This is a genomic window from Leeuwenhoekiella parthenopeia (assembly GCF_020782115.1).
Taxonomy (GTDB): Bacteria; Bacteroidota; Bacteroidia; order Flavobacteriales; family Flavobacteriaceae; genus Leeuwenhoekiella; species Leeuwenhoekiella parthenopeia.
The window spans coordinates 26,856-48,449 of the sequence record NZ_JAJGMW010000025.1 but is presented as its reverse complement, the minus strand read 5'-3'; the positions used below and the strand labels follow the sequence as shown (position 1 = coordinate 48,449).

The 21,594-nt window shown below is 42.6% G+C and carries 12 protein-coding genes; 4 read left to right on the top strand and 8 right to left on the bottom strand.

Going from position 1 to position 21,594, the window contains the following annotated elements; all coding sequences use genetic code 11:
- Positions 1-12: 12 nt before the first annotated feature.
- Positions 13-1,560 carry a RagB/SusD family nutrient uptake outer membrane protein gene (locus LLW17_RS15820; protein WP_228231261.1) on the top strand — a complete coding sequence of 516 codons (1,548 nt, stop codon included), beginning with the start codon at positions 13-15 and terminating at the stop codon, positions 1,558-1,560.
- A gap of 560 nt (positions 1,561-2,120) precedes the next feature.
- Here LLW17_RS15820 and LLW17_RS15815 read toward each other — a convergent pair.
- Complete coding sequence (locus LLW17_RS15815) at positions 2,121-5,171, bottom strand: beta-L-arabinofuranosidase domain-containing protein (protein ID WP_228231260.1); 3,051 nt, start codon at positions 5,169-5,171, stop codon at positions 2,121-2,123.
- Positions 5,172-5,323: 152 nt separating this feature from the next.
- Complete coding sequence (locus LLW17_RS15810; protein WP_228231259.1) at positions 5,324-6,166, bottom strand: AraC family transcriptional regulator; 843 nt, start codon at positions 6,164-6,166, stop codon at positions 5,324-5,326.
- Positions 6,167-6,429: 263 nt separating this feature from the next.
- On the opposite strand from LLW17_RS15810, the gene LLW17_RS15805 reads away from it, so the two are divergent.
- From LLW17_RS15805 to LLW17_RS15795, 3 genes are all read left to right on the top strand, one after another.
- Positions 6,430-8,259 (top strand): DUF4859 domain-containing protein, encoded by a 1,830-nt coding sequence (locus LLW17_RS15805; protein ID WP_228231258.1) that lies wholly within the window; start codon positions 6,430-6,432, stop codon positions 8,257-8,259.
- Between the two features lie 150 nt (positions 8,260-8,409).
- Positions 8,410-10,590, top strand: a complete 2,181-nt coding sequence (locus LLW17_RS15800) for a family 43 glycosylhydrolase (protein ID WP_228231257.1) — start codon at positions 8,410-8,412, stop codon at positions 10,588-10,590.
- A 170-nt stretch (positions 10,591-10,760) separates the two neighbouring features.
- Entirely contained in the window at positions 10,761-13,460 is a 2,700-nt protein-coding gene (locus LLW17_RS15795; RefSeq protein ID WP_228231256.1) for a DUF5695 domain-containing protein, read from the top strand.
- Positions 13,461-13,561: 101 nt separating this feature from the next.
- On the opposite strand, the gene LLW17_RS15790 is transcribed toward LLW17_RS15795, so the two are convergent.
- From LLW17_RS15790 to LLW17_RS15765, 6 genes are all read right to left on the bottom strand, one after another.
- Positions 13,562-14,167 carry a DUF1684 domain-containing protein gene (locus tag LLW17_RS15790; RefSeq protein ID WP_228231255.1) on the bottom strand — a complete coding sequence of 202 codons (606 nt, stop codon included), beginning with the start codon at positions 14,165-14,167 and terminating at the stop codon, positions 13,562-13,564.
- 6 nt (positions 14,168-14,173) lie between these two features.
- Positions 14,174-14,485: a type II toxin-antitoxin system RelE/ParE family toxin gene (locus LLW17_RS15785; RefSeq protein WP_228231254.1), complete on the bottom strand. Its 312-nt coding sequence runs from the start codon at positions 14,483-14,485 to the stop codon at positions 14,174-14,176.
- On the bottom strand, positions 14,482-14,718 hold the full coding sequence (locus tag LLW17_RS15780) for a hypothetical protein (RefSeq protein ID WP_228231253.1): 237 nt from the start codon (positions 14,716-14,718) through the stop codon (positions 14,482-14,484). The genes LLW17_RS15785 and LLW17_RS15780 overlap by 4 nt, the downstream gene beginning before the upstream one ends.
- Positions 14,719-14,745: 27 nt before the next feature.
- Positions 14,746-18,000, bottom strand: coding sequence for a S41 family peptidase (locus tag LLW17_RS15775; protein WP_228231252.1), 3,255 nt, complete (start codon positions 17,998-18,000; stop codon positions 14,746-14,748).
- Between the two features lie 127 nt (positions 18,001-18,127).
- Positions 18,128-20,830, bottom strand: coding sequence for a prolyl oligopeptidase family serine peptidase (locus LLW17_RS15770; RefSeq protein WP_228231251.1), 2,703 nt, complete (start codon positions 20,828-20,830; stop codon positions 18,128-18,130).
- 146 nt (positions 20,831-20,976) lie between these two features.
- On the bottom strand, positions 20,977-21,459 hold the full coding sequence (locus tag LLW17_RS15765) for a hypothetical protein (protein ID WP_228231250.1): 483 nt from the start codon (positions 21,457-21,459) through the stop codon (positions 20,977-20,979).
- Positions 21,460-21,594: the final 135 nt, after the last annotated feature.

Sequence of the window (21,594 nt, the reverse complement as noted above, 5' to 3'; positions counted from 1 at the left end):
AAATTGGCACCAATGGCAATACTTCTCACCTTTCTGGGAACTTCGTGCACAAATCTTGATGAGGAAGTTTTTTCTGAAATAACAGAAGATAGCTTTATACCTGCAGATGAGGATATTGTTGCATTGACAGCATCGGCTTACACGCCTCTTAGATATATCATGAGCTGGCAGGGCTTATTTGATTTACAGGAAGAATCTGCAGATACCTTTGTAACTCCTACAAGACCTAACGGATGGGATGATGGAGGAACTTATAAGCGAATGCATTTTCATACCTGGGATGAAACACAATATCAGCCCAGAAATACCTGGTTATCCTGTTTTAGAGGAGTCAACAACATCAACCGTGTAATTTCACAAATAGAGTCAGGTTCTCTCCCAATTACCGAAGATCAGGCCATGGCTGTGACGGCCGAACTTAGAGCCTTAAGAGGTTTATATTATTCGATCCTTCTGGATACTCATGGCAATGTTCCAATACTTAAGGATTTTAGTGATGAAGTTCCTCAGCAAAGTTCGCGTCAGCAAGTTTATGATTTTGTTGTTTCAGAACTTACAGAGGTGATTCCTAACCTTTCAGAAACTGTAGATGTAAGTACATATGGTAGATTAACTAAATATGGGGCTATGCAAGTTCTTGCCAGAGTATATTTAAATGCAGAAGTTTATACAGGAACTGCACAATGGCAGGAATGTCTTAAACTTTGCAACGAAATAATTCAATCTGGTAAGTATTCTTTAGATAGTGACTATGGAGCCATATTTACTACAGAAAACCAATCATCTCCTGAAATTGTATTTTCCGTTCCTTATGATCGTATTTATGCCGCAGGTTGGAATCAGCATATGAAAATGTTGCTTCCCAGTCATCGGGATGTTTTAAATATGGAAGCACAGCCGTGGGGAGGAAGCAGCGCAAACCCTCAAATTATTGATAGTTACGAACCCGGGGATAAACGTTTAGAAGAAACCTGGTTTGAAGGAGAACAGCGAAATGCAGATACCGGTGAAGTTCTTTTTACTTTGGTTAACTTTATGCCTAGCATTTATTTCTGTGAATTTGAAGAAGGTCTAAGATGTCATAAATACGACATAGCTCCGGGATCAAATGGAAGCCTGAGTAACGACTTTCCCATGTTACGTTATACTGATGTTCTTATGATGAAAGCTGAAGTACTACTTCGTACAAACAAAGCTGATGAAGCAGCTGTTATAGTTAGTGATGTTAGAAACAGGGCTTTTGATAATGCAGCTGATGCTATAATCACAGGGGCGGAGCTCATGGCCGACACAACTGTTGAATACGGCGTTTTGGGAGAGGATGGCGAAATTGCTGATGCAGGTAATACCGCTACAGTCCCTTATGGCAGATTTTTAGATGAATTAGCCTGGGAGTTTGCTGCTGAAGCTAGAAGACGTACAGATCTGATAAGATTTGGAGTTTACCAGACTAAGAGTTGGTATAATCACACACCACAGGGAGATTATACAACGCTTTTCCCAATAGGCTTGGAAGAGCTAAATACCAACCCTAATTTAACTCAGAATCCGGGTTATTAATTAGTTTAGATTTTTTTTAAATGGCCACTTTAGACGTAAAACTAAAGTGGCTTTTTTTGTTTTAATTTGTTTAAGAAATAGCATTTATTTTAGATTGCTCTTGGCATATAATCTAAGGTGTACAAAGTATACGTTGTGATTTAAAGCAACGAAAGCAATGCTAAGTTGTGCCAAATGTTGTTCTTAGGTAAACATTTAATAAAATCGAAGTTTATGTTTTTTAGGAGAGCTTTTGAAATCACTTACACTGAGAATACTACAAATCAAACTAATTACTGTTGTTGTTTGAATAAGTTAATTGCAATCCGATCCGGTTTGAGGTTTTATGTTCACCTTGAAAAACTTATTTGCCCAAAAAGTTTAAGCAAAGTCTTTTACTTTAAAATTCAAAACAGGAAGAATGCATTAGGAAGAAAATACCCTTGTCTATTGACTGTAGCGAAATGCAATTACGTTTCACTTTATAGACATTCTAATGCTTAAAAATAACCAAAAGAAAACCCGGAAAAACTTTTCCGGGTTTTCTTTTGGTATTAATGATCCGAGAGCCTTGCAATATATTAATTTAACGAAACATCCAGGTAAACGGAGTGCCGCCCATACGTGTCGTAAAAAGGTCTAAATAGAGTTCCGTCAATTTCAAACTCGAGGGCTTTAGGGTTACCGGTAATGGTTTTCCCCAAATCACGGGCATCCAGCTTAATTTTTCGGAACTCGGTTAAAGGTTCTGTTTCCTGGGCTGCTAAAAGTACCGGACCGTAAAATAGACTGGCGATATTGGGTTGGTCCATAATAGGCTTCAGGTGAAAACCAAACGGCATTTTTACCGTGATGCGATCGCCATTTTTCCAGTTGCGCGAAATGTTCAAATAGCTTCCGGGAGTTGCCTGTAATTTTTCAGCCTTTCCGTTAATTGTTACTGAAAATCCCTGAGTTGCCCATTCGGGAACCCTCAACCTAAGGTCAAATTTGGCTTTGCCCTTTACAATTAAAGTAGTCTCATCTTCGCGAGGAAAACTGGTTTCCTGCTCTATGCTTATACCTTTTGATTCCCAATTCAGGGTAGAAGGAACATAGAGGTTTACATAAAGTGCCTGGTCATCTTTAGTTTTAAAATAGATTGAATTTTGCAGCTTGGTACTGCTTTCTAACGCAGTACCGTTGCAACATGTGAAGCCGGTCATATCAGCATTTGAAAATTGTTTTGAAGATCCCGGTCTTAACGAAATATGATAGGTGTTTGCAGGGCTATCTTCGGCAACTGAAGCCAGAATTTGATTGTATAGTCCTTGTTCATAATAGTCCATAAACTCGGTACGGGGATCTATCATAAAGAGTCCGCGGGAGAGTTTAAGCATATTATAAGTCCCACAGGTTTCATTTTGCCCACCGGCAGAAAGACCATTTTCATATATAGTAGCCGGCTGACTTATAAAGCATTCGGCGTTGGCAGGGTTACGGGCCCCTGCAACACCACCTATGCTGTACATATAATCGTTTTTGACCTTATACCAGAAGTTGTCTGCTACTTTAAGATACTGGGGAGACTGGCTGTCGCGGTAAATCTCAAGCGCACCCACTATTTGGGGAATGTGTTGGTTGGCATGAAGGCCTCTAAAAGTATCCACATTTTTAGCCAGACCGTGACTGTGCTGTGCGTCCCCATAAAATACTTTGATATTGTCAAAGAGTTTTGCGGTTTCAAGATACCGCTCCTCACCGGTTAAACTGTACAAATGCGCCATAGACTCATTCATACCTCCAAATTCACCTGCGATATAGGTATTCCACATACTTATTAATGTATCTGTAGGTAGTTTGCTTAATCGTGCGTGTACCCAGTCACCCATACCTGTAGCAATTTGCAGCGCTTTTTTGTTTCCGCTTACTTCATAAATATCCATCAGACCCGCCAGAATTTTATGAAGAGTGTAATAAGGACCCCAAATCTGATCTACCTGTCCTCCGTATTTAGCTCCCTTTTCAAGCATAATAAATTGATCTGGAGGGTATGCACTTATAAAGCCCTTGCCCCAGTTCCAGTAGTCAGTACGTATGCCTTCTTCGCTTAAATCTGAGTTGTAACTGCTTTTGTTTAGACCCACGGGAACAGCCGTAGGGTCAGATTCAGCAGGACCTCCTGTAGTTTGTGGATTACCTGAAAGCTGAGATAAGTTATACAGCACATCTACCATATAGTTTATCTTTTGGTCAAAGGTTTGCTGTAGTGATTTGTCATAGGCTGTACTGGCATATGCCTGTGCAAGCGCGCTTAAATAGTGACCTGTGGCATGCCCTCTTAACTTGGTTTCTCTCGAATCCCATACACCTAAAGCAAAAGCTCCTTCGGGTTGAGGTTGTCCAAAAGCATCCCTAAACATATACAGGAAAGAATCTGGATTTGTGCCGGCTAGCGTGGATAGGAATTTATCCCGGTTTTCCATAAACTTAGTAGCTTCACCGGAAGAATCAGGATTTAAAAAAACCTGATTCAGTTGAAAGCCTTCCAGCTTTTGTAGGGGTGCTGGCTGCACACTGTTTTCCGAAACAACTACGGTTGCTTTGGGTTTAAAATCAGTGCCGGGCACAGTCCCGGTAATGTTGTAAGAGCCTGCGCGGGCCACAGCAGCATTGTCTGTTGGTGCGGGCCAGATGACGCGTACCTGAGGGCCGTTTTCTATCCCGTTTCGGTAATTTCCTTTTAAATATCGGGGTAGTCTGGGTAATTCACCCACCGCAGTGTTTACGGTGATATCTGCAACATCGGTAAGAAAGCTGTTGTAAAGCTGAGGTACATCTTTGTCAAATTGGGGTAAACCTACATTTTCTTCATCACGCTCGTTAACCACGTGCGTGGCATGCAGTGCACCATTGTAAATACGTTTGATTTGATTTTCAGTTAAGGGCGTTCTGTAAATTCTGAAGTCGTGGAGTTTACCTGTAAAAGCCGGAGCTTTTGCATCAAGAGATTGACCAATAACCAATTGATTTCCTGTGCCCGTAAATGCCTCTGAAAGATCAAAACGTATCATTTTTTCGGCAGCTTCTTCACCATTAATATAGGTGCGTAAGGCCTGAGCGGGGAAGTCGAGTACTACTACGAGATGCACCCATTTTCCTTTTTCGATAGTCTGAGCTCCGCTGGCAGGTTGCAGATTTGAATCGGTTTCAAGCCCTGCAACAAAGCCGGCAATGTTTTTAAAATTATCAGGAACGGCAAAAAAATGATTTCCTTCTTTTTTGCCAAAATCAAAAAGGAAAGCCTCCTGATTTTCTCCTTTCAAATAAAGCCAGCTACTTACGCTAAGCGATTCAACCCCATTTAGAATCTGATTTGGAAGGTAAATGTATTCATTTGTTTTTCCAGATAAAGAAAGCGTTTTTTCAAATTGCAAATCTTCAACAAACTGAGGTTCTTCCGTTATCGTGGCGTGTAAATTATTTCTGGACCAGTCTTTTAGATCCTCTTCTAAGGTATAACGGGCTATTAGATCGGTCTCTCCTATACCATCAAGAATTTGGTCGCCTTCCTGGGCGTTTGAGAATGCATTAAATAATAGGACAACTACCAGAATGAAATAATGTGGGATTTTTAATGTAGATAAACTCATGATTTAAAGAAAAATGATTCGTGTCGTTTTTATTTGACTTTTTAAAAAGTAAAGGGAAACTTGTAAGAATATTAAAATTACAATTTAACAGCTGCCAGTCTTATTTAATGTTAGCGATCATTAATACTATGTTGATTGAAAGCCCATACACATCAAATATTCGCGCGATACTCGGAAGGGGTCATATGCTTCAATTCTTTAAATTTCCGGTTAAAATTGGCCACATTTGGAAAACCTGATAACTCAGAAATAGCACCGATTGAGAGATCTTTTTTATTATAAAGTAATTTACACGCCTGTTCGATTCGAAGGTCGATCAAAAACTGAAAATAGGTTTTGTTGGTTCTTTTTTTAAAGTATCGACAAAATGCATTTTTACTCATATTGGCTTTTTCGGCAACTTCTTCAAGTGCGATGTTTTCCTGAAAATTGTCTAAGGTAAACTGCAATACATCATTCATACGCTTACCCTCATCATCTGAATAAGGCTTTTGGTAGATAAATGAAGATAAGGGGGTTGACTCTGCGTGAATAAGTATATCTAAAATCTGTAGAAAGGTAGCCAGGCGCTGCATACGGTTTTGTCCCTTAAGCATTTCAAACTTCTTATAGAGCAAATCCTGTTGCGATGCGATTTTCATTCCATGATCAGACTTTTTGAAGAAATTTTCAACACCGGTGAGATCGCTCAGGTTAAAAAAATCTTTTCCGAATGAGCTTTTAGTGAAGAACAGACTATACATCACCGATTCTTCCTGTAAATCTGAGTCAGATCTGAAAACATGGGGAATTTTTTCACCGATGATCAAAATGTCACCGGGTTTATATTCATTAACCGTATCTCCCAGAATGAGTGATCCGCGACCTTTTAAAATGTAGCTTATCTGAATTTCTTCGTGCTCATGTAATTTGTCGTAAAATCGCATCTCGCGATCTTCCTGATAAACCAACGATTCCTTACCGGGTTTAGGGACTTTGAAGGGTAAAATTTTCATCAGTCAAGATTTGTTGGTAGAAAATTACTATTATTTACCATTAATCGAGGTATTAGGGGTAATATAGTATTAAAACTGGCTAATGTAATATATGTGCTTACACTATTTAACAATACTAGCCCTGTTTCTGGCCAAGACTGCATTTAATCATTTAAGTCTCATATCAGGAAGGTTAACATAAGTTTAAGACTGGTTTACATTTTATAATTTTTAAGCATTAATGCTGGTTAGTTTTGAAGGTATTTAATTAAAAACTAAAGAATATGCTTAATATTGAAAGAATTATCACGATTCTATTATTAGCTTTTACACTTATAAGTTGCACTTCTGATAATGTAGAAACTATAGCGGAAGAAGAAAATCCTGAAGAATTAGGTCTCGAGATATATAAGCCTATAGAGTTTGGGAATATGGATTATGAAGATAACTCGAGTAAATGGAGTTTTGAACGCAGCCGCCAGTCTGAGCATTTTATCCTATTCTGGGATGCCAAGTATCAAAACAATGATCCCGGATCTGCAGCTGTACCTGAAAAATATCGCGTTGACATTGAGGAGCTTATGAATAAGGCAGAGGAGTTTTATACTTTAAATGTACAACAGCTCAAATTTGCCGATTTGAATGTAGAAAACACGAAGCTCAATACCTATAAGATGATGATTTTCTTGTATTATCAAGACGAGTGGCTGGCGACCGGTGCCGGCTATGATGATACAATAGGCGCGTTATGGATTAGTCCCGGGACTACACAGCCCGCAGGTCATACTTTGGCGCACGAAATAGGGCATAGTTTTCAATACCAGGTTAATGCTGATCTAGGCAACGGTCACGGTTTTAGATATGGCTTTGGTGGAAATGGGGGCAATGCGTTCTGGGAACAAACTGCCCAGTGGCAGGCATTTAAAGCTTTTCCTTCTCAGATTTTTACGGCTTTTGATTTTGCTGTTTATATCGACAATTATAATAAGCACATCCATCACGAAAATTACCGCTACGCCAGTTATTTCATCCATTATTATTGGACGCAGTTGCACGGGCAGGATTTTATAGGTAAGCTTTGGCGGGAAGCACAGCAACCTGAAGATCCCGTGCAGGCTTATATGCGAATAACGGGTATCGATGCCAAAGCTTTTAATGATGAGATTTATGAAGCAGCATCTAAAATGGTGACCTGGGACCTTGACGAGTTGCGTGATCTGGGTGAAGAATACATTGGGGCTCAGAAATATGATTACACAACGCGCAGTGATGGCACGCACGTGGTTGCTAAAGACTTTGCTCCGCAGGGAACTGGGTATAATGTGATCCCGCTTAAAATACCTGAGGCAGATACTCAGGTAAGTGTTAATTTCAAAGGTCTTCCTAATGAGACTGGCTTCAATGCGGTTGATGCATCTATCGCAGGATGGCGCTATGGTTTTGTTGCGCTTAAAAACAACGGGGCAAGGGTTTATGGTACTATGCAAAGTTCGGCTGAAGGGGAGCATAGTTTTACAGTACCGGAAAATTGCTCCAAACTCTGGCTTGTGGTTACCGGCGCCCCCACGCAGTATAGCCCGCATGCCTGGGATGATGATAACAGCAATGATGCTGAGTGGCCTTATGCTGTTAAATTTACTAACACTAATATCTTGGGATACTTTGATTCTTCTGGAAAAGAAACGCCAGAATCTATAGATTTTGAATATGATGTCTCTTTTGCTGCAGATGCAGAAGCATATTCGGGCAAAATCATCAATATTGATATTGAAAAATTGACCAATGCCTTTCAACTTTCGACTAATGATATTAAAGCTAAAATGGGAGATGCCATTAAGTTTTATGCTATAAACAGTAATGGAGATTTAATCTCAGAAACAACGGCATCTGGTTACGGACACTGGTTTAATGCTGCCGGTGATGTGATTGGCTGGGGTGATAATGCTTATGTGTTTTCAGAATTTGATGAAGTCGGGCTGAAATTCAAAACTGGACAGTATCCCGGTCGTCTTAAAACCGGAGACGCCTATACCGTAAGGCAGGCTTTGGTTTATGAATATGAAAGTGGAAAATCTGCTCAGGCAACGTTCACTTTTAAAATTAAAATTGAATAGCAACTGGTTTGTAAAATTGTCGGGGAATTAGCCTTGTTATTCTGTAAAAGCGCACCTTTGATTCTTTGGCAACAACTGCCTTTTAAGACTCAGGGTGCGTTTCGGTATGTGAAGAGGTTAAGGCTTTTAGTACTAAAAAATATGTTTCAATTGAAGAGTTATTTTACCGCATTAATTTGTTTAATACTTTTTTCGGCCTGCGATAAAGGCAGAGAGAATTCAAACGGAAATCAGGCTATTTTGAATATTCAAACTTCTGAATTAAGCGAACAGGCAAAAAACCTTAATACCATTATCCCGGGATGGTTTGCAGATCCTACAATCAAGAAGTTTGATGGCATTTATTACATATACGCCACAACAGATAACGAGATGCTGGCATCAGGAGCTCCTACAGTCTGGTATAGTACCGACTTTGAGAACTGGTATAATTATACGATGGAAATTCCTTCCCTTGATGCGGTTAATTTGCGTAATTACTGGGCTCCCGATATCTTAAAAGGCGATGACGGTAAGTATTACCTGTATTTTGGAAACTGCCAGATGGGTTGCAATATCTACGGTTATGTATCTGACACACCGGTAGGCCCCTGGAAAAAATTACAGAAAGACGATACACCGGTCATATCTCATGGCTTTCCTCGTGAAGGTTTCCCATCATTGGACGCTCAGTTCTTTAAAGATGACGATGGTAAGATTTTTGCCTATTGGGGAACATGGGTGCATTACAATGGCGGTTATGCGGTAGGTGAGCTCAATAATAAAACAATGAATAGCATTACAAAAGCTGAAAATATTCCGCCGGCACAAACCCCGCAGCCTTTTGAAGCTCCCTATATGTTGAAGAAAGGGGAAAAATACGTGCTGATGTATAGCGGCGGCTCCTGCCACGATGAGACTTATAATGTGCGCTATTCTTATGCGAACAGCCCCTGGGGGCCATTTACTCCCGGAGCTAATAATCCGGTTTTGAGTACTACCGAAGATGAACGCGTTCACGGCCCCGGGCATCACTCGGTTTTGCAGGAAGGCAATGATTACTACATTGTATATCACAAGCACGATTACCCGATGACGCGTGGAGGTTTGGCTCGCCAGATATGTGTTGATGAACTTAATTTTAAGAATGACTCCACCTTGCTGGCAGTAAAACCCGGAAGCACTTCGTTATCTAAACTCAATACCTCTTCGCTTCCTGAAGATGTGGCCTATAATGCTCTCGCAAAGGCTACCTCGAGTTATCATCTGGATATTCCGGATTTAAATTATACCTATAGTCCAGATAAAGCCGTTGATCATAATAATGCTACAATGTGGAAAGCGGCTTCTAATGTTCTTCCGCAATCTTTAAATTTTGATTTGGGAGCGGTTTACCCCGTAAAGCGCATAGCAACCAGTTTTGAATTTGCCAGTTACTACTATCAGTATCAAATTGAATACTCTGTAGATGGTGAAAACTGGAACCTTTTTGCCGACCGATCTGATAATCGTACTCCCGGAAGCCCCATGCTCGATGATGGCGACGTGGAAGCACGCTATTTAAAGTTAACTATTTTGGCAACCGAAAAAACCGGCCTTTTTGCGGCTGTTTGGAATTTTAAGGTCTACAGCGCGCTTTTTGAAATCCCCTTACCCCAATTGATGAATAAAGCTTCGGTTAACCCGCCTGCTTCTCAAGCCTTGCGAGAGCAGCTCATCGATTTGGATGCTGAAGGATTAAATGCTGGAGACACCTTCGCTTCGGTAGAAAACAAAGGAACTTATGGAGGTAAGTTTAACAAGGAGGGGCAGGTGTCCATTACAGAAGAGGATGGTGCTAAGGTGTTTCAGTTTACCAATGGAGCTTTAATTTTAAACAAACCGGTACCTGAAAGCCTGGCGTGGAATGGCGCCTTTACGGTGTCTGCCTGGGTTAAAAATCCGGAAGTTGCTCAGGATGGTGAATGTTTAGCATCCTGGTGCGACCGGTATAAATTTGGTTTGGCCAATTCGTATAATGCCTTTTTTTACAATTCAGCTCATTATGGGGCTGCAGGGCATTTAGATAGTCATTTTGATATGCCGTACAAGCAGCTTCCTGAAGCGGATAAATGGCATCATTTGGTATTAACCTTTGATGGGGTGACCGAGCGTGTGTATGTTGATGGAAAGCTTGATAATGCTCAGATTATGACCCTGGCCAGTCAAATTGAAAATGCCAAATTAATCGTAGGATCTTCAGATGCAGGTGAAGGCTATAGTGGATATTTAGCTTCGCTGAAATTTTATGACCGCGGAATGGAACGTGAGGAAATACAAACCTTGCATAGAGAATCATCTCCATTTCGTTAATATGTGAGAATCCGTATAATCCTATGCTAATAAAAACGGGTGTTTAGCTAAAAAGTCTCCTCGAGAGTTAAGATTGTATCATTAATCGCTAATTTCTCCAAATCTCAGAATCAGGATTAGTTCTAAATTCCTTTTTTATTTAGACACCGTAAACACAATAATCTTCGAAAATGAATAAGTATAACAGACAACTTCTTCTGATATTTCTGCTTTTAGGATTTTCTCAATTTACAAAAGCACAGGGCTACTGGGAAAACCTGGCATCAAAACCGTCCACTTTGGGTCTCGAAGAGGGAATTGACACCTATAAAACCAAAAACTTTATCCTTAAACTGGTCAAAGCTTCCCAAACCGTGGCGGGCCTGTCTCCGGCAGCCGAACCGGGCTTTGACTTTACACCGGGTGACCGCCTCGAAATACGGGGAAAAGATGGTCTCTACTGGCTGGGCGACCTTAATTTCAGAATGAAAAATACTTCGGGCGAGTGGGTGTCGTACAGCACGGCATCAGCGCGTAAACCGGTGACTCCGCTTGAAGCTTCCGCACCCGTACTTGCTGCGGCAGACCTCAGTGCAACTTTGCCAGACGATTTGCCTGTGCACATAACCCGTTATTACGAAGATGTAGAGGGCGATCTGGTTTTACGCTTTCGTCTTAAAAATACTTCAGAGACTAGCGTTGAGCTGGGAGCTTTGGGAATCCCGATGGCATTCAACAATATCTTAGAAGGAAAGTCACTTGATGAAACTCACGCTCAAAATGTATTTTTTGATCCGTATATAGGAGAAGATGCCGGTTACCTTGAGGTTAAAAGACTTAGCGGTGTGGGCAGCGGTTTGCTTGTGCTTCCTGCCGAAAACATGCCGTTTGAAGCCTACAGACCCTTGATTGACGATCCTTCACCGCGAAGCGTGGTTTTTGAGGGCTTCCATGAGTGGATGGCTCATAGTGAGGCTTATGCCGAACAGGAGTGGAAAGGAATTGAGCAGTGGAATGAACCCACTTCGACCACTCTAAAACCGGGAGAGAGCAAGAATTTTGCTTTGAAAATCGTACCAACAACAGGGGTCAGGGGAACACAGCAAAAGTTAAGCGAAGAAAAGCGTCCGGTAGCCATCGGTATTCCGGGCTATGTTTTACCTCAGGATGTTAAGGCCCAGTTATTCTTGAAATATTCTAAAAAGGTGGCTTCTATGCGTGTAGAGCCGGAGGGTTCACTTTTAATTACAGAAGAAGAACCTGCTAAAAATGACTATGTTAAATACAATGTTCAGGGTAAAACCTGGGGTCGCGCACGCCTGACTATCGTGTACGCAGATGGGCTGAAGCAAACGGTTAACTATAAAGTTATCAAGCCCGAAACGGAAGTGGTAAAAGACTTTGGGCAATTTTTGACTACCGAACAGTGGTTTGACGAAGAGGGAGATCTTTTTAAACGTAATCCTTCGGTAATCTCGTATGATTATGAGACCAAAAGGCAAATTACTCAGGACAGTCGTGCCTGGGTTGCAGGTTTGAGTGATGAGGGAGGAGCCGGGAGTTATCTGGGAGCGATGATGAAGCAGTTTATTCTTCCCGACGCTGAAGAACTACAAAAAATGGAAGCTTTTATAGACGGAACGCTTTGGGGGGTGATTCAGGATGCAGAGGGCGACCGTAAATATGCAGTCAAGAAAAGTATCTTTTACTACGAACCCAATACCATGCCTGAAGGTACCTACAGCGATACCATAAACTGGAAAACCTGGGCCGCGTGGAACAAGGAGCACGCAGATGATCGCGGTCGTTCTTATAACTATCCGCACGTGGCGGCCACGCACTGGGTTATGTACAGGCTGGGTAGGTATCATAAAGGTTTGGTTACCAATCACAGTTGGGACTGGTGCCTGAAAAACGCCTATGGTACTGCGGTGGCTATGATTGAAGATGCTCCCTATTACGCCCAGTTTGGCCAGATGGAGGGAAGTGTGTTTCTGTTTATTTTGAAAGATTTACAGAAAGAAGGCTATGCCGAAATGGCTCAGGATCTCGAAACCCGAATGAAAGCCCGTGCAGATCATTGGAAATCGCTTAATTATCCTTTTGGTAGTGAGATGCCCTGGGATTCAACCGGGCAGGAAGAAGTGTTTATGTGGTCTGATTATTTTGGATATGATGCGAAAGCCCAAATAACACTTGATGCGATATTGGCTTATATGCCTACGATTCCGCATTGGGGATATAATGGGAATGCCCGTCGATATTGGGATTTCCTGTATGGAGGCAAGTTATCCCGCGTAGAGCGCCAGATTCATCATTATGGCTCGGGCTTAAATGCGATTCCGGTCTTAACCGCTTACCGCGAAAATCCTGATTTGTATTTGTTGCGCGTAGGATACGGTGGTACGCTGGGTGCAATTTCTAACATTACTCAGGATGGTTTTGGGCCGTCTGCTTTTCATTCCTATCCTTCAACGCTGCGAATAGACTATCATTCCGGCGATTACGGGCCTAATTTTTACGGTTATGCGATCAACACCGCGACCTACCTTACTGAAGATGCAGATTTGGGTTGGTTAGCCTTCGGCGGAAATTTAAACGAAACAAAGAAGGAAATTTCAGTAGAAGTTACTACCGCTGCTAAAAATCGAATCTTTATTCAGCCGGAAGAACTGTGGATTACTCTGGAAGCGGGTAAAGTAGCGGAAGCTTCTTACAATAAAAAGAATGGGGAAGTCTCCTTAACCCTGATGCCTAAAGATGCGTTTACTCCCTTTGCCTACATCAGTCTTACCGAAGGTTTCAAAATGGATTACCCGGTTGAGCGCGGGATGTATAAAGTTCCGCTAGGGGGCGAACCTGTTGAAGTAACAATTACCAAAGAGCCATAAAATTTACAGGTGGTATAAGATTTTATTGCTCACTTTAAAATAACAAAAACGCCCGGATTTTTCTCCGGGCGTTTTCGTTTGAATGTGTTTAGGACTCCATTTTAATGATCCTGAGGACCTCTGATTCCTGCCTTAATTTCTGTTTTTAAGTCATTGGCTTCCGGCGGAATGGGGCAGGAGTAGTTGGGACTATACGCGCAAAACGGATTGTAGGCTTTATTGAAGTCTATTACAATAGTATCACCTTCCGGAATGCTCAAATCGATATAGCGCCCCGCGCCATAAGTTTCCACACCACTGGTATAATCAGTAAACGGAAGGAATAAGTAATCCCTGTACTCTTCGGTTTTTCTTAATTCCGGACTTTGATAAATGGTAAGTTCATGTGTTTTACCATTGAGCTGAAAGCTAGCAACGGCATAGGTTTCTTCGAGTTTAATACGACCCGAAGAAGTTGCGAATTTTATGGTTTTCGGTTTTTTGAAGCGCTTAAAATCAGCCACCACCCGATACGTCGAATCAATAGGATAAAACTGATGCCCTTCAAAAGCAGCCTGCTCTTCTCGGGTAAGCGGTGATTCCTCCGGATTTTTATATTCCGCATTCAGGTCTTCCTGAAATTGTAAAATTTCTTGTTCGTAATTGGTTTGGGCAACTAACTGAAGACTAAAAAGAAGAAAAAGGAGTTTAAGGAAATGTGAGTTCATAGGCTATTATTTATTTCGACCTAACTTAGGGGGATTCTGTCTGGTGTCGAAAACGTCTGCAATTTTTATATAGTTGTTTTCCAGATCAACACTGTAAATGATTTTGTAATTTTTAAAAATGAGATAACGATAATTGATTTTTCGATCTTTGAGTATTGCTTCCTCCTGACCTATGAATGGAGCATCGATGAGCTTGTTTGGTTCCAAAATAAGCTCTCTTAAAAGCTTTTTAGCTACTGTAATGTTCGCTTTTTTTACGTAATACTGAAAAATATCATCGAGCTGCATCTCTGCAAATTCAGACCATATGATTTTCAAAGAGAATCGTATTTGGAAATTAATTCTGAACTGGTCTTAAATCGATTATTCGCAAAGTCCGATTCTGATCTGTCAATACGTTCATGTTGTCTTTCGATGGTCATAGATGCAATCTGGTCAAATCTACCTTCCTTCTCCGCTTCTAAAAGGGATTCAAACCTGGAGATCACCGCTTCACTTTCGATATCTAAAAAATCCTGAACGAACTTTATTTTTCTATTTTCAAGACTCATAATTTCTATTTTGATTAAAGATACGAATTATTCATTTCTGGTCTTATCCGGATATTCCGGCGTGGTCAGGGTTTTTGGCGGATTTTGCTTCAGCTCCTGCATAATGATCTGAATGGCTTTTTCAAGCTGCGGGTCTTTTCCGGCAATCACATCTTTAGGTGTTTGCTCAACTTCCACATCCGGCGGAGTTCCTACGTTTTCAATCCCAAAACCTTCCTCGTTATAAAAGGCCACATTGGGAGCGGTGACAATTCCACCATCAATAAATTCAGGATAACCCAAAACGCCAACGAGTCCACCCCAGGTGCGTTTACCCACGAGCGTTCCCAGATTATTTCTTCGGAATAAATAAGGCAAATAATCCCCCCCCGAACCTGCAGTCTCGTCAATAAGCATCACTTTCGGACCTTGTATAGATGCGCTGGGCGCTTTCATATCTTTACCATAACGGAAATTCCAATAACTCTGCATTGGCTTGTTAAGGAGGTCTATAACGTAGTCGGCCAACTGACCTCCACCGTTAAAACGTTCGTCAACAATGATCGCTTTTTTGTCTGCCTGCGGATAGAAATAGCGCTTAAAATACTCGTGACCACCCGTAGCGGTGTTGGGTACATATACATAAGCGACCTGCCCGTTTGTGGCCTCATCCACCTTTTTAATGTTACCCTCAACCCAGTCGCGGTTGCGTAAAGCCCATTCCGACTCGATCGCAGTGACCTGCTCTTCGTGCGCGTTGCTTCCGTTTGCGTTTGCAGAAAGTGTAAGGTTTATGATTTGCCCGGCTTTGTTTTCAAAAAAGGAATACAAATTGTCTGAAGCGGTTACTTCTTTTCCATCTACTTTGATGAGGTATTCACCCACTTTGGCCTGTACTCCGGGTTCGGTTAGCGGAGACTTCATATCGGGATTCCAATTTAAGCCACCGTAGATTTTGGTGATTTGATAGCGCCCATTATTGGTGGTATAATCAGCACCCAGCAGCCCGCCGTTGATCGTTTCTTTTTCCACACGGTTATCGCCGCGATAGTCAAAACGATGATGGCCTACCGACAGTTCGGCAAACATCCAACTCATCACGCGATACAGGTCTGCTTTGGTAGGAACATCTGGGAGGAAGACTTCGTATTTTTTCTTCATCGCATCCCAGTCAACGCCGTGCATTCCCGGATCGTAGAAATAATCGCGGTTTACGCGCCAGGCTTCATTAAAGATATTAACCCATTCCTTCGGTGGATCTATTTTCACCTGAATGGCATCCATATTTACAGGGCCGTTATCCGACTTTTTGCCGGTGTCTGATACAAACCAGTTGCCGCCGGTGTAGTAGTACATTTTCTTACCATTAGCGCTTATTTCGTAGTGATTGACATCCATAAGCTCCTCGTCTTTCTGCTCGGCCAGATCGTATTTGTGAAGGCTCACCGCACCGCTATGTGCAGGATACGACAGGTAATAGAGTACACCTTCTTCAGGTGCGGAAAGGGTACCGTAATTGCCAGTGCCCACAGGTATCGAAACCATTCGGTTCATAATGCCGTCCCAGTCAATTTTGAGAGCCGGTGTTTCCTCCTTTTTCTCGTCTTTTTGCTCCTCTTTTTCAGCTTCGGCTTTTGCCAAAACTTCGACATCATTTTCTTTAGCAAACGGAGATTTTACGTCTTTTTGCAGCGTAATCAGGTAAAGCGCATTGGTAGACTCCATATCCTGATTAGACTGGTCAAACCAGTTTACCACCGGCCCGGCATCAGTCGAAGCTGTTAAGTACAGATACTTACCGCTGGGATCAAAAGTGGGGCTGGTCACATTTGCGAGTCCGTCTGAAATGGGATAGGATTTACTTTCGCCAAGCGAAAAGACATAAGCCTGTTGAAAGTTGGTGTTGGTAATCAGGGTATACGCCAGCCAATTGGAATCTGCCGACCAGCTGCCGAATAAATCCCTGTAAACTCCGGGCTGATACAAGACATCCTGAGCTACTTTTTCAACCTTGCCCGAAGCAAGCGTCGCGATATACAGATTGCGCCCGTTATCTACAAAGGCGATTTTCTTACTGTCTGGCGACCAGTGGATGTAGGCGTAAAAGCCGGTCCCGTTGAGTTTGATCGCTTTTGCGGGGTCAGTACTGTTTTGGTCTTTGATGTGCAACGCATACTCACCGCCGGCATCCGAAAAATAAGCGATGCTTTTGCCGTCAGGAGACCACTCGGGATAGGTCTCGTGAACTCCGGGCGTCTGCGTGAGGTAGGTGATGTCGCCTTTTTCTGACGGAATGGTCACAATATCTCCTCTAAAATCGGAAACCAAACGCGCCCCGGAAGGAGAGATTCCGCCACTGCGGATGTGTTCTTTTCCGCTAACGAAGCGGGGACGCAGCTCCAAAAGGTCGGTAGCGATGCCTATTTTAAGTTTGTTAAGGCTGTTAGTTGCAGGATCGAAACTGTGCAGATAGCCGGCTTGCTCTAAAATGAGTTTTCCTTCGTTATTTACCGCCAGATTGATGAGGCCAAAATCTTTAAAATCGGTGTGTTTTGTGACTTGTTTTGAGGCCAGATCGTAGCTGTACAGATTGAATTCGCCATCGCGATCGCTTTTGAAATAGACTGTGTTTCCGTCAAAAACGGGGCGCGAATCGTTGCTTCCGGCTGCCGGTTTTGGGATTTCGACGGTTTCGTAGGTATGGGTATCAAATATGAAAATACGCGATTGGGTACCGCCACGGTAGTGTTTCCACTGGTTAAAACGATCGGGGATAGGCGTGTAAGCGATGTGCTTACCATCTGCCGAATAACTCGCCCAAAAGGCATTGGGAATCTTGAGTTGGGTAACGTTACCACCACTCAACGGGATGGTAAACAACTGCGCATAGCGATTGGTAAACATCGCGCGCTGGGAGGTAAAAAGCACATTTTTACCGTCTGGCGTAAAGCCCTGCACCCAGTCGGTATAGGGATGATAGGTTAATCGTGTAGGAATACCGCCGCTAACCGGAATGGTAAATACATCGGTATTGCCATCGTACTCTGCGCTAAAAGCAATGGTCTGGCCATCAGGCGAAAAGACGGGGTTTTGCTCGATGCCCTCGTCTATAGTAAGACGCCGTGGATTCTTACCGTCCCGGTCTGCCACCCAAAGGTCATCGGCATATATAAAAGCGATGTGATTGGTACTTAAAGCCGGCTCACGGAGCAGGCGTGTGTCTCTTGTGTTGATTGATTGGGCTAAGGCCGAAAAGCTTAAGGCACATAACCCGATTGAGAATAATTGATTGATGATTTTCATAATTTGACTTTTAAATGCTTAAAGGCATTGATTTTATTGGCAACGCCAAAGGTATACTAGGTCGAGGCCTGCCTCGAAACGAAAAATTCATTTTCAAAATTACCTCGTGGGCTTGCTGTGAGGTAATTTACTCTTTTACGACCCGTATTCCAATGTGTTTACTTTTTACCGGTTCCTGATTGAAAGGATCTGCATAATCGTAAGCGCTGTAATCATAGTTAGCGTTTTGACTGTATTCGGCAACGTTTCCGCCCAAATCATAAACCGTAGCGGTCTCCAGTTCTACTGCTTTACCGGAGCCTACAGGCCGAAGCAGGGAATGGGTCAAGGTATTCACTTTTTCTTCAAGTAGGGCAGCATCTTCGGGGGTGAGTTCGTAGCCCGCCCAGTGGTTGAGATTGTTTTGATCTTTGGCAGCCTTAGCTGCTTTTTGCTGAAGGTTTTCGGCTTCTTTAGCATTGGGTAAGCGATAGGTATCTCCGGTTTGTTCGGAAAGCCATTTTACATAGGCTTCTGCCGAAGCTTTATCTGTCACAACCGGATAATTTTCTTTCCCGGCTTCAAAACTGAAATCCGGTTTAAAAGCTTTAAACTGGGCATTGGTCACCTCAAAACGCCCCAGGCTGATGGAATCTTTTTTCAGCAGCACCACTTCCGGAAGCAGTTTGCCGTTTGTAAAATCACCAAAGAGACCCTTGTGCATAGACGCTTCATCGAGCTTGAGCAAGGTTGCAAGCGGACTATCCTCTTTTAAAGCTTCATTGTCTTCCGGTTTTTTGTTGAATAAATAGGTGTCAATCCAGGCGATCTCTTCCTTCATTTTGCGCATTTGATGCGTGATTTTACCCAACCCATGCGGCTGACCCGGAAACCATAAAAACTTCACCGGTGTTTTACCTACCTGCTGCAGGCCGCGGTAATATTCCCAGCCCTGATCGCGGGGCACTGCGCGGTCCTCACTTCCGTGGAAGATAATGGTAGGTGTTTTTATTTTTTCGATCTCAAAAAGCGGAGATTTAAAGAGGTAATTTTGATTGTAGGGCAAACTATCAGTGTCGTCCCAGGGTGCGCCCCCAAAATAACTCTGGTCAAAACTCACCCCAAACTGACAGGTGCCGTAATCTGAAGTCCAGTTGACATCGCCGGCACCGGGAGCCGCTACCTTAAACATATCGGGATATTTTACGGTGAGCATTGTGCTGATGATAGCTCCATTAGACCAGCCCATCGTACCCATCTGATCGCGGTCTATTTTACCTTCAGCGGCCAGTTTATCAATAGCTTTGGTGATGTCCTCCAGTTCGGGTTCGTAGTAATTGCCTTTAATGGCCTCGGCATATTCCAGACCGTGATTGGTAGAACCGTGGTAGTTGGGCATCAGGACAAACATATTTTTTTGGGTCAAAATCGAAGGATAATAGGCCCAGCTGTCCATCCATTCATCGATGTCCTGACTCATTGGACCGCCGTGTATGTTAAGCATAAACGGGTATTTCTTGCCCGGCTCGTAATCTTTGGGGTAATAGAGAATACCGGTCACTTCGTCGTCGTTGTAACCTTTCCAGGTGATGACTTCACTTTTAGGCAGGTATTTATCCTTCAGTTTTTTGTTAAGGCTGATGAAAACGGTCTCGTCAGAAACTTTATTCTTTTTAAGATCGGCGATAAAATATTCAGGCAGGTTTGAAGCGGTAGACCAGGTATACAGTATTTTAGTTCCTTCGTCTGAAACAGCATTGACACTCACGTGATCGTTCTTTTCGCCCAGATCGAAATCGCTTTTAGACCAACTTGTTCCTTTTTTAGTATAATAGGCGAGTTTCATAGTCGCTTTATTGGCCAAAGACGCAATGACATCATTGCCGCTTACGGTGTAGCCACCACCCAGTCCAAGCTCCCAGTCGAGGTTTACCTTTGTCGCTTTCGCGGAAGCGATATCATAAAAATAAAGTTCGGTGATACCGGCGCCATTCCATTTGGGGTCTGAAGCATAATCGCTGGTGAAATAAAAGCCGCTGTTGTCTGCCGTAAATTGCACCCGGTTTACAGGAAACTCAAAATCCTGCAAAATCTGTTTTTTGGTGTTGGTTTTAAGGTTTACCAGATAACTGTAGGGATCTTTCTGGGCATCGATACCATAACTCAGGCTTCGGGTCATCGTGAAATACAGCCAATCGCCATTATGCGAAACTTCAAAAGAACCAATGGGTTTTTCATTGCTTGTGATACGGCTAGTTTGTTTTTTATCCAGATCAAAAGCGTAAATATGGCTGGGTTGCCAGTGCAGGGAATCCTCAATAACTTCCACATCATCCTTGCGTTCTTCGGCTTGCTGCTCGTAAAGGGTTTTACCGTCTTTTGAAGTAAAAAGCAGCGTGGTTTTGTCTTTGAGCTGCAGGTCTGAAATACCGTTTTCAAACTCCTCGATTTCTTCGGCTTCTCCACCGTAAAGACTGAGTTTCCAAAGTTTTTTGCCTTTGTCTCGCGAACTTAAAAAGTAGATGGCTTTTCCATCTTCTGAAAAAACGGGATTGTAATCATTTTCTTCACCCTGAGTAAGTTGGGTAGTGAGGTACCTGCCGTTTTCTTTTACGTTAAGACGCGTTAGGTAGAGGTTTGCAATAAACCTGTCTTTTTTCTTGACCGGTACGCGCTTAGACCAGATTACCATTGTCCCATCGGGCGAAAAGACCGGGTTGGAAAGGTATTCGGTATTGATGATGTCTTCGGGTGTCCAGAGTTTGGGATCTTTAGGTGTTTCGGTTTGGGCGAAAAAGCTGCCGGTATAAAGCAGACTGATTATCAGTAGGGAAGATAAATTCTTGAACATAATGGCTAAAATGTGCTTGTTTGAAGCCAATGAAGTTACCAAAAATGCGGCGTATAATCACTTTAGCCAGGGGTATATAAATCAAAAAAAATCCCTGCCGAAGTATCCGGCAGGGATTTATGTGTTTAATTATCAATGAGATAGTCCTATTCAGACTTTAGCGGATTCATGGAATCCTGCTGATCTTCAATTTTTACCAGTTCGGCTTTAATCTCCGAAAGCCGTGAAGCGATGTCTTCATTATTGGCTTCCATCTCCTGCAAGCGGGCCTCCATAGCCTCAATGCTGATGCTGTCTGACATAAAATAAGCTTTCATCTCGCCGTGGCTGTTGATGATTTCTTTCAGTTTAGCAAGCATCTGATTTTGCTCTTTTAGCAAGGCCTGGTGTTTTGCCAGATCCAGTAAAGCCAAAGAATCTGTGTCTTCTAGATCCTGCAAACGTTGTTTTAACGTGCGGGTGTCTGATTTTAATGCCTCGTTGTGAACGGTCATCGCATCGTGTACAAGCTCCAGGCTGTCTGTGTGCATTACAAACTCCAGGTATTTTTCGTGCAGGGTTTTGCGGGTATCATCACAGCCCACAAATAGGATTGCAGAAAGGGCGGTGAGAATGAGTAGTTTTTTCATCTTAGTTACGTGTTGTTTTAACAGAATAAATATAGAAAAGAATCTCATGCGCACACAGCTTTGTACGTTTAAATGCTGTTAAAAATAAAGAGCTTTTGAAAGGGAATATTTAAGGCTTTAGAGACCGAATTAAAT